Source organism: Acetobacter orleanensis (genome assembly GCF_001581005.1).
GTDB classification, from domain to species: Bacteria; Pseudomonadota; Alphaproteobacteria; order Acetobacterales; family Acetobacteraceae; genus Acetobacter; species Acetobacter orleanensis.
Genome location: NZ_LHZV01000055.1, coordinates 52,181 through 78,189, shown reverse-complemented (window position 1 = coordinate 78,189; position 26,009 = coordinate 52,181). Strand labels below are relative to the sequence as shown.

At 57.7% G+C, this 26,009-nt stretch carries 21 protein-coding genes; 15 read left to right on the top strand and 6 right to left on the bottom strand.

Annotated features, from left to right (window positions below):
* Positions 1–102: 102 nt before the first annotated feature.
* The 9 genes from AD949_RS05075 (at position 103) to AD949_RS05035 (ending at position 11,219) form a co-directional block, all read left to right on the top strand.
* A complete protein-coding gene (locus AD949_RS05075; protein ID WP_048835835.1) occupies positions 103–1,323 on the top strand; it encodes an NADP-dependent isocitrate dehydrogenase in 1,221 nt (406 codons plus the stop codon).
* A gap of 560 nt (positions 1,324–1,883) precedes the next feature.
* Positions 1,884–2,393 carry a P-loop NTPase family protein gene (locus AD949_RS05070; RefSeq protein WP_048835836.1) on the top strand — a complete coding sequence of 170 codons (510 nt, stop codon included), beginning with the start codon at positions 1,884–1,886 and terminating at the stop codon, positions 2,391–2,393.
* Positions 2,394–2,624: 231 nt separating this feature from the next.
* Positions 2,625–3,644, top strand: a complete 1,020-nt coding sequence (locus tag AD949_RS05065; protein ID WP_048835908.1) for an NAD(P)/FAD-dependent oxidoreductase — start codon at positions 2,625–2,627, stop codon at positions 3,642–3,644.
* A gap of 436 nt (positions 3,645–4,080) precedes the next feature.
* Positions 4,081–5,451, top strand: coding sequence for a carbohydrate porin (locus AD949_RS05060; protein ID WP_248845778.1), 1,371 nt, complete (start codon positions 4,081–4,083; stop codon positions 5,449–5,451).
* A gap of 98 nt (positions 5,452–5,549) precedes the next feature.
* Entirely contained in the window at positions 5,550–6,464 is a 915-nt protein-coding gene (gene ppk2 / locus AD949_RS05055; protein ID WP_048835837.1) for a polyphosphate kinase 2, read from the top strand.
* 158 nt (positions 6,465–6,622) lie between these two features.
* The gene (locus AD949_RS05050; protein WP_048835838.1) at positions 6,623–7,063 is read left to right on the top strand and encodes a hypothetical protein; all 441 of its coding nucleotides are present in this window, start codon (positions 6,623–6,625) and stop codon (positions 7,061–7,063) included.
* A gap of 99 nt (positions 7,064–7,162) precedes the next feature.
* Complete coding sequence (gene alr, locus AD949_RS05045) at positions 7,163–8,293, top strand: alanine racemase (protein WP_048835839.1); 1,131 nt, start codon at positions 7,163–7,165, stop codon at positions 8,291–8,293.
* A gap of 4 nt (positions 8,294–8,297) precedes the next feature.
* Complete coding sequence (locus AD949_RS05040) at positions 8,298–9,551, top strand: D-amino acid dehydrogenase (protein ID WP_048835840.1); 1,254 nt, start codon at positions 8,298–8,300, stop codon at positions 9,549–9,551.
* 138 nt (positions 9,552–9,689) lie between these two features.
* Positions 9,690–11,219 (top strand): M81 family metallopeptidase, encoded by a 1,530-nt coding sequence (locus tag AD949_RS05035; protein WP_096430338.1) that lies wholly within the window; start codon positions 9,690–9,692, stop codon positions 11,217–11,219.
* A 471-nt stretch (positions 11,220–11,690) separates the two neighbouring features.
* Here the strand turns inward: AD949_RS05035 and AD949_RS05025 are convergent, their stop codons facing one another.
* Together AD949_RS05025 and typA are read right to left on the bottom strand one after the other, a co-directional pair.
* Complete coding sequence (locus tag AD949_RS05025; protein WP_048835910.1) at positions 11,691–11,990, bottom strand: hypothetical protein; 300 nt, start codon at positions 11,988–11,990, stop codon at positions 11,691–11,693.
* Positions 11,991–12,387: 397 nt separating this feature from the next.
* The gene (gene typA / locus AD949_RS05020) at positions 12,388–14,211 is read right to left on the bottom strand and encodes a translational GTPase TypA (protein WP_048835842.1); all 1,824 of its coding nucleotides are present in this window, start codon (positions 14,209–14,211) and stop codon (positions 12,388–12,390) included.
* Positions 14,212–14,505: 294 nt separating this feature from the next.
* Between typA and AD949_RS05015 the strand changes: the two genes are divergently transcribed.
* The 4 genes from AD949_RS05015 to AD949_RS05000 are packed head-to-tail and all read left to right on the top strand — an operon-like array spanning position 14,506 to position 17,794.
* A complete protein-coding gene (locus AD949_RS05015; RefSeq protein WP_048835843.1) occupies positions 14,506–14,817 on the top strand; it encodes a FeoA family protein in 312 nt (103 codons plus the stop codon).
* A complete protein-coding gene (gene feoB, locus AD949_RS05010) occupies positions 14,814–16,652 on the top strand; it encodes a ferrous iron transport protein B (protein ID WP_048835844.1) in 1,839 nt (612 codons plus the stop codon). Before AD949_RS05015 ends, feoB begins: the two co-directional genes overlap by 4 nt.
* 30 nt (positions 16,653–16,682) lie before the next feature.
* Positions 16,683–16,919, top strand: coding sequence for a DUF6587 family protein (locus tag AD949_RS05005; protein WP_048835845.1), 237 nt, complete (start codon positions 16,683–16,685; stop codon positions 16,917–16,919).
* 59 nt (positions 16,920–16,978) lie between these two features.
* Positions 16,979–17,794: an alpha/beta hydrolase gene (locus AD949_RS05000; RefSeq protein ID WP_244463367.1), complete on the top strand. Its 816-nt coding sequence runs from the start codon at positions 16,979–16,981 to the stop codon at positions 17,792–17,794.
* A 3-nt stretch (positions 17,795–17,797) separates the two neighbouring features.
* On the opposite strand, the gene AD949_RS04995 is transcribed toward AD949_RS05000, so the two are convergent.
* On the bottom strand, positions 17,798–20,188 hold the full coding sequence (locus AD949_RS04995) for a TonB-dependent receptor (protein WP_244463368.1): 2,391 nt from the start codon (positions 20,186–20,188) through the stop codon (positions 17,798–17,800).
* A gap of 236 nt (positions 20,189–20,424) precedes the next feature.
* Here AD949_RS04995 and AD949_RS04990 point away from each other — a divergent pair, with 236 nt between their 5' ends.
* Both AD949_RS04990 and AD949_RS04985 read left to right on the top strand, forming a co-directional pair.
* The gene (locus AD949_RS04990) at positions 20,425–21,582 is read left to right on the top strand and encodes an MFS transporter (protein ID WP_244463369.1); all 1,158 of its coding nucleotides are present in this window, start codon (positions 20,425–20,427) and stop codon (positions 21,580–21,582) included.
* Between the two features lie 161 nt (positions 21,583–21,743).
* On the top strand, positions 21,744–22,130 hold the full coding sequence (locus AD949_RS04985) for a hypothetical protein (RefSeq protein WP_048835846.1): 387 nt from the start codon (positions 21,744–21,746) through the stop codon (positions 22,128–22,130).
* Positions 22,131–22,165: 35 nt separating this feature from the next.
* Here AD949_RS04985 and AD949_RS04980 read toward each other — a convergent pair whose 3' ends face one another.
* The 3 genes from AD949_RS04980 to AD949_RS04970 form a co-directional block, all read right to left on the bottom strand.
* A complete protein-coding gene (locus AD949_RS04980) occupies positions 22,166–23,401 on the bottom strand; it encodes an SMP-30/gluconolactonase/LRE family protein (RefSeq protein WP_048835847.1) in 1,236 nt (411 codons plus the stop codon).
* Between the two features lie 134 nt (positions 23,402–23,535).
* Complete coding sequence (pyk, locus tag AD949_RS04975; RefSeq protein ID WP_048835848.1) at positions 23,536–24,969, bottom strand: pyruvate kinase; 1,434 nt, start codon at positions 24,967–24,969, stop codon at positions 23,536–23,538.
* 35 nt (positions 24,970–25,004) lie between these two features.
* A complete protein-coding gene (locus AD949_RS04970) occupies positions 25,005–25,973 on the bottom strand; it encodes an SH3 domain-containing protein (protein WP_048835849.1) in 969 nt (322 codons plus the stop codon).
* Positions 25,974–26,009 lie beyond the last annotated feature (36 nt).

The window sequence follows — 26,009 nt, the reverse complement described above, 5'->3', positions numbered from 1 at the left end:
CCGGCCCGAACCCCTTATGCCATCCCTCCGCCTATCGCATGATGCTTATACGCTTTATGTAGATTTTTACGGTCCCGCGCGAGGATGAAGGAGTATCTCACCATGACAAAAATCAAAGTTAAAAATCCCGTCGTTGAGATGGATGGTGATGAGATGACACGCATCATCTGGCACTTCATCCGTGAGCGCCTGATTCTGCCGTATCTCGATATTGACCTGAAATATTATGATCTGGGCATTGAACACCGTGACGCCACGGATGACCGCGTTACAGTAGACGCCGCCGAAGCCACCAAACGCTATGGCGTGGCCGTAAAATGCGCCACCATCACGCCGGATGAAGCCCGCGTGACGGAATTTGGGCTGAAGAAAATGTGGCGTTCCCCCAACGGCACCATCCGCAACATTCTGGATGGCACCATTTTCCGGGAACCCATCATCTGCTCCAACGTCCCGCGCCTCGTGCCGCACTGGACCAAACCGATCGTGATTGGCCGCCATGCCTATGGTGACATCTATCGCGCAGCGGAAACCCGCATCCCCGGCCCCGGCACGGTCAAGCTGGTTTACACACCCGCAGACGGTGGAGAAGCCATGACGCTGGACGTGCATGATTTCAAAGGCCCCGGCGTGGCCATGGGCATGCACAATACCCGCGCCTCCATTGAAGGCTTTGCCCGCGCCTCCCTCTCCTACGGGCGGGACCGCAACATGCCGGTCTATCTCTCGACCAAAAACACTATTCTGAAAGCCTATGACGGCCTCTTCAAAGACGTGTTTCAGGAAATTTATGACAAGGAATTCAAAGCAGACTTTGAAAAAGCCGGTCTGACCTACGAACACCGCCTGATTGATGACATGGTCGCCTGCGCGCTCAAATGGCCGGGTGGCTACGTGTGGGCCTGTAAAAATTATGATGGTGACGTGCAGAGCGACATTGTCGCGCAGGGCTTTGGCAGCCTTGGCCTGATGACCTCCGTGCTGCTCAACCCGACGGGTGACGTTGTGGAAGCGGAAGCCGCCCACGGCACCGTAACCCGACACTACCGCGAGCATCAGAAAGGCCGCCCCACCAGCACCAACCCCATCGCTTCCATTTTTGCATGGACACGTGGGCTGGCATACCGCGGCCGGTTTGATAACACACCGGACGTGATCCACTTTGCCGAAACGCTAGAACGCGTGTGCATTGAAACCGTCGAGGGCGGTCAGATGACCAAGGACCTCGCCCTGCTGGTCAGCAAGGACACCAAATGGCTCAACACACAGGACTTCCTTGATGTGCTGGATGCCGGGCTGAAGAAAGCTCTTAAAGTCGCCTAAGATCCAGCTTGAAACGCACCTCTAGCGGAGCCTATCCGCTGGAGGCGCACTCAAGGCGATCTGACTGAAATGGAGATTGTGTGACGGACGAAATGTCTGCCACACAATCTCCTTTCTGCTTTATACAGACTATGTTTTCAATCTGCGTTTTCAATCTGCGCGTGGCATTCTGAATAGTGACTGGCTAGGTCGGAAACCACCCAGATTCGCCACAAAAAGCCTCTCGGCCCTCAACCCAAATCTTAAAAAAAATCCCTTACAGTGCAGCTTAACCTGAGAAAACGCTTTCCTGTTTTCGAAGATATACAGAGACCTCCTGAGCGCCTGAAATCATCTGTCTTCTCGCATTAAACATGGCGAAGAAAGTAACAAACAGCTTCCGAGCAGGCAGGCAAGGCAAGGCAAGGCAAGGCAACGCCGTCCTCTGCTCACGGCCTCATCCGCAATTTTTCAGACCCGATGATACGCGGATACAGAGAGGTCCATATCTTACAAAACGACCGGGAATACTGTTACACGTCATGCAGTTCTCATCAACACACGCAGTCCGGGTCTTATCAATGCGCCTGTTCGTAACGGGGCCGACTGGCAGCGGCAAATCAACATTGGCTTCCAATCTTACCCGTTGGATGTCTCTTCCATTATTCTCTCTTGATGACATGCATTGGGTTCGTCACCCCACGGGCGATATACGCCGTGATCCTGATAAACGCTTAGCCATGCTGAATGACGTCGTGCAGCACGATGCGTGGATCGTGGAAGGCTTACAGTTCAAATGGGCCGACAGCGCGGTGGAACGCGCCGATTACATTGTTATTCTGGATATCGCACGATGGAAAAACATTGTGCGTATTCTTCGGCGCTTTATCACGCGACAACTTTCTCTAGCACACAGGAACCGCGGCACACTGCAAGCACTCAGGGAAGAAATGCATTGGTCTGCAGACTATTATGATCATGAGCGCCAGATGTTGTTTGAAAAGACTAACTGCTGGCCTGACAAGGTCAGGATCATACGCAGCCATCAGGATAGCATTGCCCTGATGCAGGCTCTACAAATAAAAATCTGACCGTTTTATCTTCAGAAAGCATGTGTAAGCCTCCATGGCGCGCATCTCCTTGAAGAGCTGAAGGCAGAACTCGCCCGGCAGAGATACGCCAGATACATCTCTTGCCGTTCAGGAAGCCTCACACAGACCGAGCAGAGAACACCCGTAAGCCGTGCCCTATTGCACCCGTTGCCCACCTGTCGCAAAAACACAGGCGAGATCATACGGCCAGAAAGGGAGATGCACCGCGCCATGACGGATATGCCGATTGAGACTGATGTCGCCATTATCGGCGCTGGCCCCACCGGGCTGTTTGCCGCCTTCCAGTGCGCCATGCTGCGCCTGCGGTGTGTGCTGATTGATGTGCTGCCGGAAGTGGGTGGCCAATGCGTGGCGCTGTATCCTGAAAAGCCGATTTATGACATTCCCGCCTGCCCCGCTGTAGAAGGCGCACAGTTGATTGCCAATCTGGAACAGCAGATTGCCCCGTTTGATATTCCGCGCCTGCTCAAACATCGGATTGAAAGCCTCAGCGGCCATCGTGGTGCCCTCACGCTCGGGACGGATAAAGGCACGACCGTAAGCGCCAAAGCTGTGATTATTGCCGCCGGTGCAGGCGCATTCGGCCCCAACCGGCCGCCGCTGGACGGGCTGGAAGGCTTTGAAGAAAGCGGGGCCGTGCAATATTATGTGCGTCGCAAAGCCGATTTTGAAAACAAGCGAATCGTGATTGCTGGGGGTGGGGATTCCGCGCTGGACTGGGCTCTCTCCCTCAAAGATAAAGCGGAAAAACTGTATCTGGTGCACCGTCGGGACCGCTTCCGTGGCGCACCGGAAAGCCTGCGCCTGCTGGATGAAGCCGTCGCTGCCGGACAGATTGAAAAGATTGTTCCCTATCAGCTCCACGCCCTGCACGGCGCAAACGGTGCGCTGGACAGTGTGGAAGTGGTGGATCTGGATGGCGCAACCCGTCACCTTGAAGCCGATACGCTCCTCCCCTTCTTCGGGCTAGCTACGGACCTCGGGCCCATTGCCCGCTGGGGCATGGACACCATCCGCTCCACCATTCCGGTCACGCCATCCTCCTGTGAGACCAGCATGCCCGGCGTCTTCGCGATTGGGGACGTTGCCACTTACCCCGGCAAGCTCAAGCTGATCCTGCAAGGGTTTAGCGAGGCTGCCATGGCAGCCCATTCCATCTACCCGATCGTTAATCCGGATCAGGCTTTGCACTTCGAATACTCCACCAGCAAGGGCGTCCCTGCCGCCTGAAACCTCTTTGCTGACAAGGCGGCACTCTCCCAAAGATTGCCGCCAACCGCAGCCCCTTTCAGGCGGATACTATAGAGTGGGCCACCTGAGGCTGCGCATGTAAAGGCACACGGTGAGCATGTTCACATCGTGCTGCCCTTTCTCTCAAATCAGTACCTCCTGCAGGCCGCACCGCGCCCTACGGTGTCATGATAACGTCATTTTAAATCGACGCTCAGATCGTCAAAATCATCCTCTCATCATGCAAGAAGGAGCCGGTGTGCCCTTATCCTCGACGAGCCACCTGCCTCACTCTGCTTCGCCTTCTGCTTACTCAACTCCCGACGTGCTGAAACCTGCTGTACCACGGGTTGTCACTCACGCATCAGGCCTGTCGTTTATACTTTGCAGCATACTATCCGCTCTGCCCAGCACTGCGCCCGCGCTGGCAGCCACGGTGCCACTGGCCACGGATATTCTGCCTTCCGGTGTTCCGTTACCTGCCCCTTCTCCCACGTTCACACCGCCAGAAGAGGATGCCCACACCGAAATGTTCGGTACCATGGGTGGTGCGCGCACGTGGCTGGGCAAGCGGGGCGTAAGGGTGACCATACAGGATGTGGAGGAACTCTGGGGGCTAGCCTCCGGCGGCAATCAACGCGGCGCAACCTATGACGGGATGACCGCCGTTGCTCTTTCACTGGATACCGGCAAGGCTTTTGGCTGGCAGGGTGGCCTGCTAAATGTCAGCGCACTGCAAATTCGTGGACGATCCTTTACCGGGGAGCGGCTTGGCGCACTGAACACTGTAAGCGGGTATGATGCCGGGCGCTCAACCCGCTTGTTTGAACTCTGGTATGGCCAGAGTTTTCTGAATAGCACGCTGGATGTGCGTGTAGGCACGCTGGATCTCGATACGGAATTTCTCGTCAGTCAGAACGCTTCGTTTTTTCTGAACTCCAGCTTCGGTTGGCCACTTTCCACCTCCAGCAACCTGTATTCCGGCGGTCCGTCTTGGCCGTATTCAGCCGTCGGCGGCCGCGTAAAATGGAAACCCGCAGCCCCCCTTGTCCTGATGGGGGCCATTACGAATGACAATCCGACCCGTGGCCCGTTTTACAGTTCCATCAGCGCCGCCCAGCGAGATCCGTCCGGCACACTCTTTTCCACCAAGGGTGGCGCTCTGTTTATAGGGGAAGCCCAGCTCTGGCTGGATGCCGCAAAACAGATGGGTGGGCAGGATGATGTCACGCTGCCGGGTGTTTGGAAAGTTGGTGGACTCTATGACACCGGCCGTTTCCCGGACCAACGGTATGATACACAACACAACCTTCTCGCCAGCCCGGACAGTAGCGGCTCCCCACTCTATCATCAGGGCAACTGGATGGCCTATTTCGTCATTGATCAGATGATCTGGCGTAAGGAAAAAGGTTCTGGCAAGACCATCAACTTTTTTGCCCGCGCGACACTTAGCAATGGTACGAGAAGCCGGTTTTCCTCGGAAATTCAGAGCGGATTCACGTTTGACGAACTGCTGCCCGGCAGACCGGATGATACGCTAGGCCTTGCCTGGGGCACCAGCCTGTACGGTCTGCGCGCCAAGGAAAACACGCACGACAGTTTCCGCCTGAACACCAATACAGCCGGAGCACTGGTGCCGGAGCAGCATCTGGAATTCACCTATCAGGCCGCCGCCACCCCTTGGCTGATTGTGCAGCCGGATTTTCAATATTTCTGGAACGTGGGCGGCACATCCCTCAACCCGACTACGGGCAAACATATCCGCAATGGCGTCGTTCTGGGGTTGAACGCCACCACCACGTTCTGAGTAGTCCTTCAATGTCACGAAAGTTTCAAACTGGCCCATTCTTTCCGTCTTTATAGTCCCCGGCGCAGACCATCACCTGCGACGATAAAGGAAAGAGAATGAGCGATCTGGAAAATCTGACAGCGGAAGAACGCGAACGCGTGCAAATGCGCCGTGAGATTATTGATGATCTTGACGAGGAATTCGAACTTTCTCTGGAAGATGATGCCGCAGGTCTGGGCGGACCGGACGCTGAAGACCGCGCTTTCCGTCGTGTCTATTTCCGGGAATTGATCCGCCTGCAAGGTGAACTCATCAAGTTGCAGGACTGGGTGCAGGCCACCGGCCGCCGCGTGGTTGTCCTGTTTGAAGGGCGTGACGCCGCAGGCAAGGGTGGCGCGATCAAACGCATTACCCAGCGCCTCAACCCCCGCACCTGCCGGGTTGCCGCTCTCCCCGCCCCCAATGACCGGGAGCGCACCCAATGGTATTTCCAGCGTTACGTGGCACATCTGCCCGCAGCGGGGGAAATCGTTCTGTTTGACCGGAGTTGGTATAACCGGGCAGGCGTGGAACGGGTGATGGGCTTCTGCACGGATGAGGACTACGAAGAATTTTTCCGCTCCGTACCGGAATTTGAACGGATGCTTGTCAGCAGCGGTATCCAGATCATCAAATTCTGGTTCTCCATTACGGATGATGAGCAGGAATCCCGTTTCCGCGCACGCATGAATGACCCACTCAAGCAGTGGAAACTCTCCCCCATGGATCTGGAAAGCCGCAAGCGGTGGGAAGCTTATACCCTGGCCAAGGAAGTCATGCTGGAACGCTCCAGCATTCCAGAAGCCCCTTGGTGGGTCGTTCAGGGTGTTGATAAAAAGAAAGCCCGCCTGAACTGCATCAGCCATCTGCTGTCTCTGGTGCCGTATGAGCCTGTATCTCACCCGGAAGTGGTTTTGCCGACACGCATTTTCCATCCTGATTATGAACGTCAGCCAACACCCGACACCATGATTGTGCCGGAACTTTACTAAAAACTGGCGGCGCGTTTGCGGGGCTTTTCGCAAACGCGCCACACAGCACGCCTGCTGACAAACTGATAATATTTCTGTTTGAGCGGAACGCTGCCGCCCTTGCTGAGTCTTGAAGAAAGAAGAGTAGTCCTCATGTGACCTCAAATGGGATAACGGCCATGCGGTTGAGCACGCGCTACCTTGTCGCTGTCTTCATGTACAGCCTCATCTGTTCAGCACTTGTCAGCCTACATGCCGCGGGACACGGCCCTACATTCACCCTGCCTGCCGGTATTTTTTACTGCCTTGCCAGAAGTCTGCTGTTCTTTCTGGCCTTTTCCTTTCTCGGTGTGCCGATGGCATACGTCTGTCTGTCCCTGTATCGCACGGCGCGACACCATGGCATTCTGCACTGCCTGCTTTTCGGTATTATGTGGGGTTGCGGCACGCTTGGCGTTCTAGCCATGCTGCTGACCGTCAGCACTCTCACACTCTCCGCTTCTGGACACGACATCCTTAACTGGAGCCGCGCACTTGGTACAAGTCTTGTTAGCAGTGCGATAGCGGGGCTGGTATTCTGGGTTCTCTCCCCATCCACCGGGTGTAAAATAGCCTCATAAAACCGCTCTCCGCATTCCCATTGTCCAAGCGGCTCCTATTTTTGCCTGTTCCTACCAAAAAATGATAAAGGAGCGGGTCATAAGGTCAGGAGACAGACCATGGAAAGGGACGGCTGGGAAGGCGGTCGGCTACTCATCAACCTAGCCGCCATTGCCGAGAATTATGCGCGGCTTTGCGCACGCGTTGGCTCTGCGGAATGTGGGGCTGCGGTTAAGGCCAATGCTTATGGGCTTGGGCTGAAAAACGTTGGCCAAACCTTGTATGAGGCCGGGTGCCGCACCTTTTTTGTCGCCCATCTGGCGGAAGGGGCTGCGTTGCGCCCGCTGATCGGGCAAGACAGCCGCATTTTTGTGTTACATGGCCCCCCGCCGGGCACCGCGAACGCATGCCTCACACACCATCTCGTGCCCGTGCTGAACAGCCTGCAACAAGTGCAGGAATGGCAGACGCTTGCCCATGCACAAGGCCGCCCTCTGGCTGCGGCCTTGCAGGTAGACAGCGGCATGTCCCGTTTTGGGCTGACCGAGGCCGAGGTGGACTATCTCGCCACCCAGCCGCAAGCACTCGCGGGCATTCAGGTTGCGCTGGTTATGAGCCATCTTGGATGTGCGGACACACCAGACCACCCGCTAAACCACCAGCAACTTGCCACCTTTATCACGCTGAAAAACCGCCTGCCCGCCGCCCCCGCCAGCCTTGCGGCATCCTCAGGTATTTTTCTGGGGCCAGATTGGCATTTTGACCTCGTGCGGCCCGGTGCGGCACTTTACGGCATTGCACCCACCGCAGGGCAGCCCAACCCTCTGCGCGCGACAATCCGCCTGCAAGCCCGCGTCATTCAAACCCGGCAAGTGCCTGCCGGCGCCTGCGTGGGTTATGGCGCAGCCTTTACCGCACAGCACCAAACCCCCATTGCTTTGCTCGGTATTGGCTACGGAGATGGCTTTCCGCGTAGGCTCGGGCAGCGCGGTTTTGTGATCTGTCCAGACTGGCCTGACATCAAATTACCAATAATCGGTCGTATCTCCATGGACTCACTGGCTGTGGATCTCACACCTCTTCTTGCAGCCGGTGCGCCGCCGCCGCCGACTGGCGCGGTGTTTGATCTGATTGGTCCGCATATGCCTCTTGATGAGGTTGCCCATCTGGCGGATACCATCGGCTATGAACTTCTGACGGACCTCGGAACCCGGTACCACCGTCTCCATTACGATCCCCGGAAAGGATGAAAGTGTGAAAGTCATCATTCTCGGCGCTGGCGTTATCGGCGTAACTTCAGCTTGGTATCTGAACAATCTGGGCCATGAAGTCACTGTGGTGGACAGGCAGCCGGAACCGGGGCTGGAAACTTCCTTCGCCAATGCCGGACAGGTTTCTCCGGGCTATTCCACGCCATGGGCCGCCCCCGGTCTACCGTTCAAGGCCATAGGCTGGATGATGCAGCGCCACAGCCCGCTGGTAATCCGTAAACGCATTGATTTCGCAATGTTCCGGTGGATTGAGCAACTACTCAAGAACTGTAACAGCCATGCCTATGACATCAACAAAGGCCGCATGTTGCGCGTGGCGGAGTATAGCCGCGACTGTCTGGACGCCCTGCGGGAAGAAACCGGCCTGACTTATGATGACCGGCAGCGGGGGCTTATCCAGCTTTTCCGCACGGAAAAGCAGATCGACAAAGCCCATCATGATATGAAGCTGCTGTCAGACAGCGACATTCCGCATGAATTGCTGAACGTGAACCAGATTTTGGAACACGAACCCGGCCTATCCCACGCGCGCGGACTGCTGAAAGCTGGCCTGTATCTGCCGGGAGATCAATCTGGGGATGCGCACATCTTCACCCAGCGTCTGGCGAAAATGGCCGCCGCTAAGGGCGTAACCTTCCTGTATGATACGACCATCAAAGGCATGGACGCCGCAGCGGATGAGATCATGTCCATCCGCACAAGCAAGGGCCATCTGAGGGCGGATGCCTATGTAGTCTCCATGGGCAGTTATAGCCCGCTACTGCTCAAACCACTGGGTGTGCATCTGCCGGTCTATCCGGTGAAAGGCTATTCCCTCACCCTGCCTTTGACGGATGAAAGCCACGCCCCGCTTTCCACCGTGAATGATGAAACCTACAAGGTCGCCATCACCCGGCTGGGCAATCGTATCCGCGTTGGCGGCACGGCGGAACTGACAGGCTATAATCTGCGGCTCAGCCCGGATCGGCGCGAAACACTGGAACTTTCCTTCTCGGAACTGTTCGGCGGGGGTGACCTTTCCGCCGCCACCTACTGGACCGGCCTGCGCCCCAATACACCAGACGGCACGCCGGTAATTGGCCCTGTCCCCCGCTTTAGCAATCTGTGGCTCAATACCGGCCACGGTACGCTGGGCTGGACCATGGCCTGCGGCTCCGGCCGCATTCTTGCGGATATGATCCACGGCAGAAAGCCGGACATTCCCGTGCTAGACCTCTCCATCAGCCGCTATCGCTAAAAGCGACTGACCCCACAGGTAACGTCTTCCTCTCCGCAAAAGGGGTGGAAGTGGCGCTCTTTTATCGTTACATATAAAGAACGATAAAAGAGCTTAACCTGATGGGGGTTTTCTGTGCGGCGCAGACTGATTCTCACAATGCTTCCGGCAAGCATTCTTGCTGGTCTGCCAACGTTTACGGGTGCGGCAAACGCTGCCGGGCTAGTACCCGCCTTTCGCGGCACACCGAGACTGGCGGTTGGTGGCATTGCCTCGGAATGCAGTACCTACAGCCGTATTCGCGCCCGGCTGGAAGATTTTACTGTGCGGCGGGGGCAGGAGATTTTTGAAGCCCCGCTCTCCCTCCCCTTGCTGCGGTATGACGTTCCCTTCCTGCCCACACTGGAAGCCACAGCCCCCTCCGGTGGCCCCGTCGAGCGGAAAACTTACGAAACCTTGAAAGCGGACTATCTAGAGCGTTTGAAAAAACTCCTTCCTCTGGACGGGGTTTACCTGATGATGCACGGCGCTCTGAACGTGGACGGTATGGATGACGCTGAGGGAGACTGGTACGAAGCCACCCGCGCTGTCGTCGGGCCAGACTGTTTGATTTCCGCCTATTATGACCTGCACGGCAATCTGAGCCGCCGGGCAGTGGACACGCTGGACGCCATGACAGCCTACCGCACCGCCCCTCATGTGGACCGGGTTGAAAATGTGATGCGCGCCGCAGACATGCTCACGCACTGCCTACGCTACGGCCTGCGCCCGGGCATTGTGTGGGCCAACATTCCTGTCCTGCTGCCGGGTGAGCAGAGCAGCACGGAGTGGGAACCGGGGCGACGGCTCTGGGCAGACCTGAGCGAGTATAATCGTCTGCCGGGCATTCTCGATGTCTCGCAACTGGTGGGGTATGTTTGGGCGGATGAGCCTCGGGCGGCCGCGTCTGTTGTGGCAACCGGCACGAATCGTGAGGAGCAAACGCGCATTGTAACAGAACTTGCCAATCGCTACTGGAACGCGCGGCACGAGTTCAAATTTGGCAGCCCGACCGGGACCATTGAGGAATGCCTCTCCCGCGCCATGGCTTCTCCCACCCATCCGGTTGTCATTTCAGATTCTGGGGACAATCCGGGCGGAGGTGGCAATTCCGACCAAACCTTTTTCCTTCAGGCGCTGTTAAAAGCGAAGGCGAGAAATGTGCTGCTGGGCGGCATGACCGACCGCCCCGCCACAAAGGCCTGTTACAAGGCAGGGGTAGGCGCCACGCTTCCCCTGTCCCTCGGCGCAACCTTGGACCCGGCCATGTGCCAGCCGGTCCATGTCAAAAATGCCGTCGTCAAGCACCTAGCCCCCGTCACCCGGCCCGAAGATGGCGAGGCTGTGATTGAGTTTGACGGCATTACCGCCACCCTCTCGGCCCGACGCCGCCTGTATCACTCTGCGGAATCCTTCCGCGATCTGGGCGTGGACCCGGCGCAATTCCATATTGTGGTGCTGAAATGCGGCTACCTGCACCCGACCATGAAAGCCCTCGCCAACCCAGCCCTGATGGCCCTCTCCCCCGGAGCGATTGATCAGGACATCCTGCATATCGGCAACCATCGCCGCAAACCAACATGGCCGTGGGTCGCGGACTTGAGTTGGACGCCCACCCCCTATGTCTCCGCACGTTTCAGACGCGGGTGAGACTGGGAGAAACATTCCGCTTTTCCTGCTGACGTAGTTCGTCCGCTCCTGTGTAGACAGTAAGAAGGAGTGCAGAGGCTCGCACGGCTTCATCGACCGTCAAGAGTAAGGCTAACAAAACTCCGATCAGAGTCAGAATTAGGGACTGTGTGACATGTGCAGCAGCATAGAAACCAGAAATGATCACAAAGCGTTCTGCTATTTATCCATACATTTTCCTTATCTATAGAAAATATTTTCATTCACTCGTCGCTTCGATAAGAGAAGCGAAGTTTTGCACGGTCTCTAAACGGATCAAGGCCTCTTTCCACTCGCCTCTCCTCCTCTCAGACGACCGGCTCACGCAGCAAAAACAGTCCCCTAACATCCGGAAAACCCCAAAGAAAAAGGGCCGGAGGAACAATCCCCCGGCCCTTTTTTCCTGACGCAAGGCCCGAAGGCCCCGTGCCGGTATTCCGTTGTATGCTCGGATTACTGAGCAGACGTTTCGTCAGCAGCCGGAGCGGCAGCTTTCTTGCCGTTCTTGCCATGGTGATGTTTGCCATGGTGGTGCTTGCCGTGGTGCTTCTTCTTGGAGCCTTCTTCACCAGCAGCTTCCGGAGCAGCAGGTGCTGCGCTTTCAGCGGAGGGAGCGGCAGGAGCAGCGGGGGCTTCAGCAGAAGGAGCAGCCGGGGCAGCGGGAGCAGCAGGAGCTTCCTGAGCGAAGGACGGAGCAGCGGCCCCCATCAGAGCGACGGTGGACAGAACTGCGAGAAGGCGACGAGAAATCATAAGTATGTCTCCAAAAATGTCTGAGACGTCAGAGGTCCAGACCAGTGCGCCAGATGTCCGTATGACGAGCTGCATCCGTCTGGCTGGCAGCTTTGATAGCATGGCAGCTCTTTCACGTCTCGGATTAAAATTCTGAAATACCAGCAGGTTGCCGTGGGCCTGACACCCGCAAACCTTTATCTCGCCATATTGTTTTTCAGGATTTTCTGAACCCGGCAAAAGCAGAAAAATCAGGCTGAAAAAGAGCCGTTTTCTACGTCATGGGCAAGGAATGGTCTGCCGGGATGCGTCCTCTCCTTCCCGCCTGAGCCGGAAGGAGAAGACCCCTGCCAGCACACCCTTAAGGGCAGACCGGCATGGCAGGGATACACATCTTTAACGCCGCAATGCGGAAAGATCAGGCTTTATCGCCTGAGCGTTCACGCTTTTTGCGTTCGTTGGGGTCAAGGTAGCGCTTACGCAGACGAATAGCGGAGGGGGTTACTTCCACCAGTTCGTCATCTTCAATGTAGGCAATCGCCTGTTCCAGAGACATCCGGCGCGGGGGTGTCAGGAACAGGGCGTCGTCCTTACCGGACGCACGCATGTTGGTCAGCTTCTTTTCGCGAACGCCGTTCACTTCCAGATCGTTTTCACGAGAATGCTCACCGATAATCATGCCGACATAGACTTTCTCGCCTGCATCAACAAACAGTGTGCCACGGTCCTGCAGGGAAAACAGGGAGTACGTCGTGGTGTTGCCGTCTTCCGCGGAGATCAGAGAGCCATTGCGGCGGCCTTCAATGCTGCCAGCGTAGGGCTGATAACCATGGAACAGACGGTTCATGATGCCCGTGCCGCGCGTGTCGGTCAGGAATTCACCATGATAGCCAATCAGCCCGCGGGACGGGATGATGAAGGTCAGACGCACCTTGTCGCCACCGGAGGGGCGCATGTCCTGCATCTGGCCTTTACGCAGAGACATTTTCTCCACAACCACGCCGGAATAGGGCTCGTCCACGTCAATGGTGACTTCTTCGTACGGCTCTTCGCGCTCACCGGTTTCCTCGTTCGTGCGGAACAGCACGCGAGGACGGCCAATGGTCAGCTCAAAACCTTCACGGCGCATGGTTTCAATCAGCACGCCAAGCTGCAATTCACCACGGCCAGCCACTTCAAACGCTTCGCTTTCCGGGCTTTCGGAAACACGAATGGCGATGTTGCTTTCCGTTTCCTTGAACAGACGGTCACGAATCTGGCGAGACGTCACCTTTTTGCCTTCACGGCCACCCAGCGGGCCATCGTTCAGGCGGAAAGTCATGGACAGCGTCGGCGGGTCAACCGGAATAGCAAGCAGCGGCTCGGTCACTTCAGGAGCTGCGATCGTGTCAGGAATGGTGGCTTCGGACAGACCGGCCACGGCCACAATGTCACCCGCTTCCACTTCTTCCACGCCCACGCGTTCCAGACCACGGAAGGACAGCAGCTTGGTCAGACGGCCCGTTTCCACCACGGAGCCATCGGCGCGCAGCACCTTAACCGGCATGTTAACGCGGGCACGGCCCTGTTCAACACGGCCTGTCAGCACACGGCCGAGGAAGTTGTCATTCTCAAGGATGGTCGCCGTCATGGCGAACGGCTTGTCCTTGTCCAGTGCCGGAGCCGGAACATGCTTCAGGATAAGGTCGAACATCGGGGCGAGGTCTTTACGCGGACCATCAAGCTCCACATCGGCCCAGCCCTGACGGCCAGAGGCGTACAGCATGGGGAAATCAAGCTGTGCATCATTCGCGCCGAGGGCAGCGAACAGATCAAAAATTTCGTTATGCACTTCGTCCGGGCGGGCATCGCCACGGTCAATCTTGTTGACCACAACAATCGGACGCAGGCCACGGGCCAGAGCCTTGCCAACCACAAACTTGGTCTGCGGCAGAGCGCCTTCAGCAGAGTCGACCAGCACCACAGCGCCGTCCACCATGCTCAGAATACGTTCCACTTCCCCGCCGAAGTCGGCGTGTCCGGGTGTGTCGATAATGTTGATGCGCGTGTCTTTCCAGACAACGGACGTGCATTTGGCAAGAATGGTAATACCACGCTCACGTTCCAGATCATTGCTGTCCATCGCACGCTCAGCAACGTGCTGATGTTCATGGAACGAGCCAGACTGTTTCAGCAGTTCATCAACGAGAGTCGTCTTGCCATGATCGACGTGAGCAATGATGGCGATATTGCGGATATCCATGAAAAGGCCTGATTTCCCTACGCGCTGTGCCGCCGCCGACGGTCTTTTTGTCGGGGCGGTTCGTCACGGTCTATAAGTTCACTGGCCCGTTGATAATCGCCAGCGCGGAATATTGCACGTAAAATCCTCTCAAGGTCCGCAACTCTTCCATGCCATGCAGCCTCCGCGCCGCCAGCCAGAGCATTTCAGCAACCCTGATCACAGTGGCTTGGTATTGGACAGCAGGGCTAAATGGAATTAAGGATCACTCTCAACATCCTTTCTGTCCACCCGCTATAACAGGACCATGCAACCGTGCGCCTGAACGAGCTTCCCCTTGAATGTCAGGGCATTATTGACCACGTTGCCCCTGTAACCCCGGCAGACCCCATTGCCCGGCGGTTGGAAGAATTCGGCTTTGTGCCCGGAGAACCTGTGAAAGTTGTGGCCTTTGGTCCCTTTGGGGGAGACCCGATGGCCGTGGAAATCGGCTTTACCCGCTTTGCCCTCCGCCGCTCGGAAGCTGCACGGGTTGTCATGCAACCCCGGCAGGACTCCGGCCACACGCTGGACGCACTGGACCCGGCCCTGCATACAGCGCCCCCTGCCCAAACGGAGCGCCCATGACCACGCCCCTCCCGCAGCGCGTTGCACTGGTTGGCAACCCCAACTGCGGCAAGACCGCCCTTTTCAACCAGTTGACCGGCAGCCGCCAGAAGGTAGCGAACTATGCTGGCGTGACGGTGGAGCGCAAAGCGGGCCGCCTGACTACTGCCTCTGGCCGCGTCGTGCAGATTCTGGACCTGCCGGGCACCTATAGCCTGAACGCCACCAGCCCGGATGAAGCCGTTACCCGTGATGTCTGCCGTGGCATTTATAAAGGTGAACCCGCGCCAGACCTGCTGATAAGTGTTGTGGCCGCCACCAATCTGCGCCTGCATCTGCGCTTTGCGCTGGAACTGCGCCAGCTTGGCCGCCCCATGCTTCTGGTGCTCAACATGATTGACGCGGTGCGCAGTCAGGGGCTTGAAATAGATGTTCCGCGTTTACAGGCGGAACTGGGTATTCCAGTTGTAACGGCCATTGGTGTCAGACGGGGTGGGGCCGCGAAAGTTCTGCGCGCGCTGGACAACCCCATCCAGCCCCCTCCGCCGCCCCTTCCTGACGATGCTGATCTCCACGCGGAAATCCGCCGTCTAATGGCGCTTTGCGTACGCCGCGCAACGGACCGCCACCCGCAACTGGATGCCCGGCTAGACCGCTGGGTCATGCATCCGGTGTGGGGCATGATCATTCTGCTGGCACTCCTGTTTATTATGTTTCAGGCGGTATTTTCTTGGGCGCAGCCTTTTATGGACCTGCTGCAAAGCGCCATGGACCAGCTTGGCGCACTAGTCGGCTCCTTACTGCCCGAAGGCATTCTACGCAGCCTGATTGTGGAGGGCGTGATTGCCGGGGCCGGGACCGTGGTGGTCTTCCTGCCGCAAATCCTCATCCTCTTTTTGTGGATTCTGGCGCTGGAAGAATCCGGTTACCTCCCCCGCGCCGCCTTCATGCTGGATAAGCTGATGGCGTCCGCCGGGCTCAGCGGGCGATCCTTCATCCCGCTGCTGTCCAGTTTTGCCTGCGCGGTGCCGGGCATTATGTCCACGCGCACCATCCAGAACCCGCGAGACCGGATGGTGACCATCCTCATCGCCCCGCTGATGACGTGCTCCGCCCGCCTGCCGGTTTATGCGCTGCTGATTGGAGCCTTTGTGCCGTCCCGCACGGTGCTTGGGGTGTTCAATCTGCACGGTCTGGTGCTGTTTGTTCTGTATGCCGCAGGTGTGCTGAGTGCTCTGGCCGTCGCCCGGGTGCTGAAAAAAAGGGATGCGACCGAGCACCCGTTACTGATGGAACTGCCCAGCTACCGCGTGCCCGGCCTGCAAAGTCTGGCTATTGAACTGTGGCAGCGGGCGCGGATTTTCCTCTCCCGCGTGGGCACCATCATCGTCACACTCAGCGTCATCATGTGGGCGCTGTCCAGCTTCCCCAGCCCGCCTGCGGGAGCCACCGGACCGGCAATCGACTGGAGTCTCGCGGGCCATATCGGCCACCTCATGCTGCCGCTCTTCGCCTTTATCGGCTTTAACTGGCAGATCTGTGTGGCTCTCATCCCCGGTCTGGCCGCACGAGAAGTCGCGGTCAGCGGGCTGGCGACGGTCTATTCCGTGGGTGCTTCGGAAAATGACACAGCGACCCAGCTTGCCCCGCTGCTCTCGGCTCACTGGAGTCTTGCAACCGCTTTCTCTTTGCTGGCATGGTATGTGTATGCGCCGCAGTGTTTTGCCACACTGGCTGTCATCCGGAGAGAAACCGGGTCTTGGCGGCTGGTCTGGGTTTCCATAGCCTACCTGTTCGGGCTGGCCTATCTGGCTTCTTTCCTGACGTACCGCATTACCCTCTTCTTCACCGGCTAACACCCCGCGGCTGATAATAGGAGGACACCTGTGACACAGATTATCCTCGTGACCCTGATCGTGCTTGTCTGCGCGGCCTACTGGTTGCAAAAGCTGGCTCCCGCCACCCTTGTGCCCTTCTGGCGCACACTGGCAGGACTGCTACGCAATACCCAGCATTTCACCGGCCTGCGTAGGCGTGCGGAACGCCTCGCGACCCCCGGCGGCCTTCGCACTGGCTGTGGGGCCTGCAAAAATTGTGACGGCAAAAAAGGCGGGTGTCACTGAGCGCCAGAGGCCAGATTGCTCCGGCCATGAAGCCGAGACTGCGACGGTCTTTATGGCTCTTGGACCGATCAACTATAGCCTCGTTTACCGCTCTATTTCTCGGGCTGTTTCCCGCCGCGTTCTCTCAAGCAGCACCTGAGCACGCCGCGCCGCCGATCCAGAGCACCGTGGTGGATTTGCCCCTACAGGACGGCATGACACAACGGGTTCTAATGACCGGCCCCAGTAACCCGCGCGCCACCTTGCTCCTACTCCCCGGCGGCACAGGAGATATCGGCATACGACGCGACGGCACGCTGCGCCACGCTCAGAATTTTCTTTTACGGATGCGGACAGACTGGGTTGCGCACGGTTTTGCCGTGCTGGTGCCGGACACACTTAACCATGCCAGCTTACGCGGAAGGCGAAGTTCCCCAGCCTATGGCGCACTTGTGGACACTCTAGCCCACTACGCCCACGCGCAGTTTCACGCGCCAGTTTTTCTGATTGGAACAAGTCAGGGCACCATTGCAGCCACCAACGGCGCAGCCCGCGCACCGGCGGAGCTCATTGCCGGGCTGGTTTTGACAGAAACTGTCTCTCTGCCGGGGCATGTGAGCACGGAAACGGTGTTTGACGCGCAGCCGCACAATGTCCGTGTGCCCGTGCTGATTATCGCCAATCAGCAGGATGCCTGCCCGGTGGCCTCCCCACTCATGGCCGCGCACATTGCGCAGGCCATGACACAGGCTCCCAGCGTCCAGATCCGCTCTGTCAGCGGCGGCCCCGGCCACCCCGCAAAGCCCTGTAGTTCGCTCTCGGCACATGGCTATTACGGGATGGAACAGTCTGTAAGTGCGCTCATCCTTTCATGGATTCAGGAGCACATCAGGTAATTCTCAGTATGTAAAACTGACTTCCCCCAGAAACATTCTGCCCGCGGAGGGCGTTGCACGGTTGGAAAACAGGCTCTGATAGTTCAGGCGATTGGCAAGGTTGTAGCCGTTCATGGAGATTTTCCAGTGCTTGTCAAAGCGGTGGGAAATCACCGCGCTGAAATCCAGATTGGCCGGAACCCGCAGCGTGTTGGCCGCATTCAGCCACACATGCTGCCGCCACGTGATTCCGCCCCCAAACGAGATATTGTAGGGCGTGTGCGCAAATGCGTTATAAACAGACCACAACGTCGCCTGATTATGCGGAACATACTGAATATTCTTGCCACGATTTTCTTTGGTGGCGGAATAGGTCGTGTCGCTATCATACAGGGCGTAGGTCGCCGTCACGTTCCAGCCCGGCAGGATGATACCGCCTACGGACAGTTCCAAGCCCTGATTGCGCTGCCGGTCAGAAGAGCCCTGCACCTCACCCGTTACAGGGTCCGCGTTTACGGCATTACCTTTATCTAACCGGAACAGGGATGCTGTTGCACCAATCCGGTCATGAAACAGGCTGTATTTCGCACCAAGTTCGTAAAGCTGAGATTTTTCTGGGCTCGCAAAGGAGTTCGTGCCGGGGCGAATGGGAACAGAGCCGTTTGTTACATACATCCCCATCGGCGTTGTGGAGCTTGCCCATGTGAAATAATAAGTCTGGTGCTCATCCGGTGTCGCTACAAGACTGACATTAGGGTTAAACACGCTGCTGACATTATGAAAGTGGCTATCAGGATTTTTCGCAACATCTCCCCCTGTCAGATTGTAACTTGTCTGCCAACGGTCCCAGCGGAACCCACCTTTCACAGAAAGCCACTCTGTCAGCCAGATCTGGTCAAACAGGAACAGGCCGGTATCAAACCCATAGCCGCTACTATGATCTTTTGCATGCAGCGCACCCAGAGAAACTAACCCTGCCGGATTACTATCCCCCGGCACAAGGTTGAGATTCCCGACATACGGATTGGGGTTGATGAGGCTCGCATAAGGTTTGGGATTCAGATAGGTCGATTGTGAGCGCACGTCATTCACACGTTCAATATCAAACCCGGCCACAAGCTGGTGCCGCAGAAACCCCGTGTTAAAATTCGCCACTATGGAGGCCACATTCTGCACGGACCAGCTTGTCTGCTCATACGGCAGCGGCGCCATATAAGTGCCCGGCCCCGTACCCTTACCGGCACCGCTCGGCCCAGAGCGGGCCACAAGGGCCGCTGCCGGGTCTCCATTGAAATAATTATTGACACAGGTTGTGTCACACGTCGCTTTGGACGCCGCAAAAGTGCGGTAATACTGGCCGCCGCGCAGATCATCATAAACAGTAATATGGTCGTTCACCTTATAGGTGAAGCGGGCTGTTTCCATATTGTCGTTCGTGGCATTCTGGTCATTATTCGTCCCATACCAGTTGGTCCGCTTCACACCATATTCCGTAATCGGCATGCCATAAGCGGCACCGGGTTTGGTCACAACCGGCACGCCAAAATCTGGCACGGAGTTTTCCTGCTGGTGCATATAGTGCAGCACTAGTGTTGCGCGCTTGCCCAGACCAAACGCGAGAGATGGCGCAATGCCCCAGCGGTGCGAATAAATGAAGTCCCGGCCGACAACATTATGTTCATCCCCCATGCCTGTCAGGCGGAAAGCCGTTGTGCTGTCCAGCTTCTGGTTAATATCCAGCGTGCCACGATAGTAACTGCCGGAACCGCCCGTAAATTCACTGCCATAATGGTTCTGCAAGCCGGGCGTTTTGGTCACCATGTTAATCGCACCGCCCGTGGTGCCATTGCCAAACACTTCCGAGGACGGACCTTTAATGACGGAAACAGAGTCAAAATTGAAGGAATCGCGGGAATAAACGCCAAAATCCCTTAAACCATCTTCATAAATATCGTTCTGCGCCTGAAAGCCACGGATCAGAAACTGATCCCCGTTCATGCCGCCCGCGCCCTCCCCAATGGAGGACGTCACGCCCGGCACGTTCCGCAGTGCTTCATCCAGAGACTTTACATTCTGCTGCCGCATGAGGGCCTGCGGCACCACGTTGATATTCTGCGGCGTGTGCATCACATCCTGCGGCATGCGGGAAAGTCCCAGCGTGTCATGCATGGTGTTAAAGCCATGGCCTGTCACCGTCAGCCGTTCTTCGTCCGTCGCCGCCACACCAGTAACCGGTTTGGCGGGCTGTGCTTCTGCTTTCTGGACCTCTCCTTTCTGGCGTTTACTCGTGCGCTTTGAGAGTTTCTCCCCGTCATCATGCGGCGCATCCACTGATGCCCCCAGCGCATGAGTGGAAAAAAAGAGAACCCCCGCAACGGATACGGGCGTGAGATACGCCTTATATGTCCTCGTCATTGCCTGCCCTCCAGACTTTGTGAATAATCATCCCATAAAACGCAACTGCGAATTATTCGCAATATATTTTATTAGTGAAACCATCAAAACAGGAAGACAATCGTAAAAACCCATCTGCTGACAGAATTCTGCTATTCAAACATATTCCCGGTGCGCGCTCTCTATGCACATTCCCTGCGCACACTCTCCGTACACGCTGCGCACTTGCTTTTCTTTCACCATTGTCTGGCCTGCTCTTGTCCTCTTCCGCCTCTTCCCCCGTTGTTTCCCGTCTGCCCGTCCTGTCGCTAGTTTCTGTCGGGATGATTTTCGGCCTGACCTATGGACTCAGCACACCACTGCTCACTTTTTCCCTGCTGGACCACGGCTATGGGCCGCATATCATCGCCGCGCTGGCCATGATGCATGGCGTGGGTGTGCTCGGCATCGCGCCTTTTCTGCCCCGGTTGGCGGGATGGGCCGGGCCGCGCAAAGTTCTGCTGGCCGCGCTGGCCTGCACGGCGGCCACTCTTGTGCTGTTCCCACTGGTTCCATCCATCTGGTTCTGGTTCCCGCTCCGGCTGGTGTTGGGGGTGGCGACGGAAAGCATGCTCATCATGTCAGAAAGCTGGCTGAATCAAAGCACGGATGACAGCACGCGCACCCGCACAATGGGGCTATACAGCGCCATGCTTTCCGCCGGTTTTGCTACCGGCCCGGTGCTGCTCACACTTGTAGGGCGACACGGCATGGCCCCGTTTGCCATTTGCTGCGTCTTTGTAATGGGGGCTTTTACGCTGGTCAGCATGCCGTGGATGCACGCGCCCAAACCAGAACACCCCGCCCATAGCAGCCTGTGGCGCTATATCAGCCTTGCCCCCATAGCCATTTGCGTCACTCTGCTCATGGCTATGCTGGAAGCAGCCAGTTCCGCCTTTCTACCATTATACGCGCTGCATATGGGCTGGACAGAGCGACAGGCAACGCTGCTTCTCTCCGTCATGCTGTTGGGTGCTATTGTGCTACAAACCCCGCTGGGCTGGCTGGCCGACCGGCTAAAAAACCCACGGGCGGTGCTGATTGGCCTTGGCACAGCCTCAACGCTTGGCGCTTTGCTCTGGCCTGCGGCCATTACCACCCCAGCGCTGGCCTACCCGCTTCTGTTCGTGTGGGATGGCCTGTTTGCAGCCCTTTATACTGTTGCAATGTCCGTGGTGGGCAGCCGGTTTTCTGGTGGGGACCTTGTATCCGTGTACGCCACGACCTCACTGGCATGGGGGCTCGGCTCTTTTGCCGGACCGGGCATGGCTGGCTCCTCCATGGCGTTTTCTCCCGCCAGCGGCCTGCCGCTTTTCGTTTCCTGCGCCTGCGGGTTGTTTACGCTACTACCACTCTTTTTGAAAAATAGAGCCTGAGCATGCTCTCGGAGCCTCTCTTGCACAGCACCACAAAAACGGTAAAATTTGCATCTATTGAAAAATGATCTTTGCACTCTTAGAGAAATTCCATGAAGAAATTCCTTTTTCCTATTTTTTTATTGTGTTCTCTCTCAGGATGCCTGAGTGCGCATACAGAAATGCTGGATGAACGCACCGCAATCATCTCTGGCAAAGGGTCTTCTTTTGATGATCTTGCCAGCGTAACCCATAAAGTTTTCATGCAGGCCGCGATTACTGGCCAGCAACGCGGCTTTCAGTATTTCCAGATTCTGGATGACAAGCACGGCTACCGCCCTACTTACGTGCAGAACGCCGCGACATCCTCCACCACCGGAACCGTAACAAAAACAGGCCGTCATTCCACCTCTTATAATGAGACCACAACCAGCACTCCGGCTTCCGTCACGCGGCTGGACAAGCCAATGAAAGAGACGGTTGTGCGGTTCTATAAAACGGGGGAAGTCACTCCCGGCCAGCCGGGCATCTGGTCTGTGCAGAGCATCCTCTCCGCCAACGGGTCTTAAATGCGCCCTAGGTAACTGTGCTACTTGATGCCCCTTCAGGCAGCCCCCGCCCCTTGCGTGTTGACCTGAAGGCGGTAGAGAGATTCCCCCGCGCACATAAACAACCAGTTCCGCTTCGGGCCGCCAAAGGTGAGGTTAGAGACACCATGCGGCAGACGGATGCGGCCAATCAACTGGCCTTCCGGGTTAAACACAAACACGCCGCATAGCCCGAGCGGGCCGCTAGCCCCGCACCAGAGATTGCCGAAAATATCGGCCTTCATCCCATCCGGCCCCATCTGCACACCCTGAAAATGCATGTTGGTAAACAGGCGCGGGTTGGAGAGCGTGTTATCCTTGTGCACATCATACACATGGACCGCCTGATCTCCATCATGCCCATGGCCACCGGGTTGCTTGCCGGAGGAAATAACATAAAGGCGAGAATGATCTGGAGAGAAGCACAGCCCGTTGGGGTTAGGAAGTTGCTCCTGCGTCAGCACGCATTCAATTCGGCCTGACGGATCAATGCGGAACGTATGGTCCGCCTGCCGCTTGGCTCCGCCAAGCTCGCCCGTCAGTTCTTCTCCAATCCGCCAGCGGATACGACCATCTGGATTGGCCTCCCCACCCGGTTCATCCGCGTGACCTTCCGTAAAGCCATCGCCGTAGCCGGGGTCTGTAAACCAGATGCTGCCGTCCGGGTGAGCGACCACATCATTGGGGGAATTGAGGGCATGACCTTCATATCGGTCAGCCAACACGCGCACAGACCCATCATGCTCCCAACGGACCACGCGGCGGAGGAAGTGCTCGCAGGAAATCAGGCGGCCTTGATAATCAAAGGTATTGCCGTTGGAATGGTAGGATTCCGGGCGGAAGACCGAGACGTCCCCCGTTTCCCACAAATAGCGGTACTGGCGGCTTGTTACCGTATCACTCAGCAGGAGATACCGGCCCTCAGCAGACCATGCCGGTCCTTCCAGCCACGTTCCCTTGTCCCACACCCTATGGATGGTCCCAGCACTGAACAGTAGATCGCGGAAGGTGCGGTCAATCACAATAACATCAGGGTCCGGCGCGTAGGCTGGCGGTGCTCCCGGCCCCCATTGGCGGGGCGGGGTGGTGGTCACATCCGCCGGGCGCGTTGTTTCTGGCTGTGGCGGAGCCACAACCCCACGGTCTGCTGCTTGTGCAAGGCTGGATAACGCCGCAACCCCTGCCGGAACACTGGCAAGACCCTGCAAAACCGCACGGCGCGGTACTGTGTTGCGGCTTACTGCCTTAGCCATGATGTCTGCGCTCCTGCCTCATCCGGCGCACGCCTGACGGGTGCGCTTTACGTGTCCGTTTCCAGTGTCATCCCTCGGGTGACATGTCCACCCGGAGAACGGACATGCCGGGCACATACTCACGGAATTGTGGCTTAGGGAATTTTGGCAACCCGCAGCGTGTTGGTGGAACCACTCACCCCAAACGGCACCCCAGCGGCAATCACAATGGAATTGCCGGAACTGCCTATTCTGGCGCGGCGCACGACATCCAGCGCGGAGTCCACCATATCCTCCACGTTCATCACCTGCCGACCTTCATTCACAAAGGCCCGCACACCCCAGACCAGCGCCATGCGTCGTCCGGCCTCGTGCGTGGGGGTAATGCCCAGAATGGGGCAGGACGGCCGCTCCCGCGCAATGCGGAAGGCCGTGGCCCCCCGGTGGGTATAGGCCACAATCGCTGGAGCCTTGAGGGTATCGGCCACCTGCTGCGCCGCCCCGGCAATGGCGTCCGCCACATAATCTTCCGGAGCCATGCGGGCTCGCGCCATCATGCTCTGCCATTCCGCATCCTGCTCAATACGCCAGATAATGCGGTTCATGATGCGAACCGCCTCACGCGGATACTGCCCGGCAGCAGATTCAGCAGAAAGCATGACCGCATCCGCGCCATCAAACACCGCCGTCGCCACATCAGAGGCTTCCGCGCGAGTGGGTGTAGGGGCGGAAATCATGCTTTCCAGCATCTGTGTGGCCACCACAACCGGCTTCCCAAGGCGGCGAGCCAGACGGATGATGCGCTTTTGCACAAGCGGCACGTTTTCTGGCGGAAGTTCCACGCCCAGATCCCCACGGGCGACCATCACGGCGTCCGTCAGTTCCAGAATGGCGTCCAGATTGTCGATGGCCTGCGGTTTTTCCAGCTTGACCAGCAGGCTGGCGCGATCCCCCACCAATGCGCGGGCCTCGCTCACATCCTCTGGCCGCTGCACGAAGGACAGCGCGACATACTCCACGCCCAGATTGAGCGCAAATGCCAGATCCCGCCGGTCCTTTTCCGTCAAAGCCGGAATGGGCAGTGCCACGTCCGGCACGTTCACACCCTTATGGTTGGAGAGCACACCGCCAACATCGACCGTAGCATCCAGCCAGTCCGGGCCGACGGCATTCACCACCACTGCCAGCTTGCCGTCATCCATCAGCAGGCGGCTGCCGGGTTTGGCCACAGAGATAATTTCCGGGTGCGGCAGGCAAACACGGGTTTCATCCCCCGGCACGTCTGACAGGTCAAACCGGAAGGGCGCGCCGGGTTTCAACGTCACCCGGCCATCCGCAAAAACGCCCACCCGCAGCTTGGGGCCCTGCATATCGGCCAGAATGCCAATCGGCTCACCCAGTTCGGCCTCAACCCGCCGCACAATGGCGTGGCGGGCAGCGTGGTCTTCATGCGTACCGTGGGAGAAGTTGAAGCGAAACACATCCGCCCCGGCCACAGCCAGATCCCGGATTGTCTCGTAATCGCTGGAAGCCGGGCCAAGGGTTGCAACAATCTTGGTCCGGCAGATAAGCGCGTTTGCAGTCGGCATAATCAATCCTTCTCCTTACGTGACCGTCGCAGGGTTCAGGAGGGAGAGATCACTTCCTCTGCATCCACGCCCCAGATCGCACTACGGGGAACCCAGCCGGTATAATTCTTGACCGAGACCTTGCACCATTCGGACCCAGCCGCACACTCTTTAACAGATCCCACAGAGCCGGGTTTCAAAACAGCAACCGCAGGCGCATCGTTGCTGGCCATGCTGTGCATGACAACACCGCCCGTCACGCTCTTGGCATCCGCAGGGGTCGGCAGCGTTTCTACAACGCGCGTGTCCATATGGCCGGAGGCCTGCTCTTTATTACCGTTTTTATCGAGTTTGATTTCAAGCGGTGCTTCATCACCCGGCGGTTCTCCCGGTACGAGGAAGTCCCGTCCGCCAGCCAGCGTCGCCTGCTGAATCCAGCCTTTCTGGCCGGTGGAATCTTCCACCAGACGCCAGACATCAAATTCGCGTTCAATGCGCATAGGCATGCCACGGCGGTGATAAACCCAGAGAATGGGGAAGCGGCGGCCCGGACCGGCCCGCATATTCACCTCATCAGAGCGCAGCGCGGCATAGCGGGGCAACGGCAGGCCCGTCACAGTGCCTTTCGGTGGTTCTGGGGGCGTTGCGGTGGCTGGCGGCGGCACGGGCTGGTCGGCTGCGGCACCTGCTGCGGCTCCGGCAGCAACACCGGCGGCAGCGGTTGCAGCTTTGCGCTTAGCGGACCCATGAGCGGCCTGCCCTGCGGCATGGTGCGCTTTGCTGGCACTCTCATGGTGAGGATGATGATGCGCACGTCCGCCGTCCGCCGCAGCGGCCTTTTTGGTAGCGGGTTTGTCCGCTGCTTTCTTTTTGGCAGCAGTATGGCCCGCTTCAGCGTGGTGTGCGTGGTGCTTGTGCGCGGTGGGCTTTTTTTCAGCAGCAACCGCGCCAGACAGAGCGACCGCGCACCCTGCCAAGCAGGACAGCAGTCGGAACCGGAAGGTCAGAGGCAATGTGAACATCATGCCTGCATCCCTGCCAAGAGAGAAACGCGGGGGCAA

Coding starts and splice junctions, on each gene's coding strand:
- alr (WP_048835839.1), top strand. CDS start 7,163: ATGGAAAGGGACGGCTGGGAAGGCGGTCGGCTACTCATCAACCTAGCC.
- AD949_RS05075 (WP_048835835.1), top strand. CDS start 103: ATGACAAAAATCAAAGTTAAAAATCCCGTCGTTGAGATGGATGGTGAT.
- AD949_RS04995 (WP_244463368.1), bottom strand. CDS start 20,188: ATGACGAGGACATATAAGGCGTATCTCACGCCCGTATCCGTTGCGGGG.
- AD949_RS04985 (WP_048835846.1), top strand. CDS start 21,744: ATGCTGGATGAACGCACCGCAATCATCTCTGGCAAAGGGTCTTCTTTT.
- AD949_RS05070 (WP_048835836.1), top strand. CDS start 1,884: ATGCGCCTGTTCGTAACGGGGCCGACTGGCAGCGGCAAATCAACATTG.
- pyk (WP_048835848.1), bottom strand. CDS start 24,969: ATGCCGACTGCAAACGCGCTTATCTGCCGGACCAAGATTGTTGCAACC.
- AD949_RS04980 (WP_048835847.1), bottom strand. CDS start 23,401: ATGGCTAAGGCAGTAAGCCGCAACACAGTACCGCGCCGTGCGGTTTTG.
- AD949_RS05065 (WP_048835908.1), top strand. CDS start 2,625: ATGACGGATATGCCGATTGAGACTGATGTCGCCATTATCGGCGCTGGC.
- typA (WP_048835842.1), bottom strand. CDS start 14,211: ATGGATATCCGCAATATCGCCATCATTGCTCACGTCGATCATGGCAAG.
- AD949_RS04970 (WP_048835849.1), bottom strand. CDS start 25,973: ATGATGTTCACATTGCCTCTGACCTTCCGGTTCCGACTGCTGTCCTGC.
- AD949_RS05035 (WP_096430338.1), top strand. CDS start 9,690: ATGCTTCCGGCAAGCATTCTTGCTGGTCTGCCAACGTTTACGGGTGCG.
- ppk2 (WP_048835837.1), top strand. CDS start 5,550: ATGAGCGATCTGGAAAATCTGACAGCGGAAGAACGCGAACGCGTGCAA.
- AD949_RS05025 (WP_048835910.1), bottom strand. CDS start 11,990: ATGATTTCTCGTCGCCTTCTCGCAGTTCTGTCCACCGTCGCTCTGATG.
- AD949_RS05050 (WP_048835838.1), top strand. CDS start 6,623: ATGCGGTTGAGCACGCGCTACCTTGTCGCTGTCTTCATGTACAGCCTC.
- feoB (WP_048835844.1), top strand. CDS start 14,814: ATGACCACGCCCCTCCCGCAGCGCGTTGCACTGGTTGGCAACCCCAAC.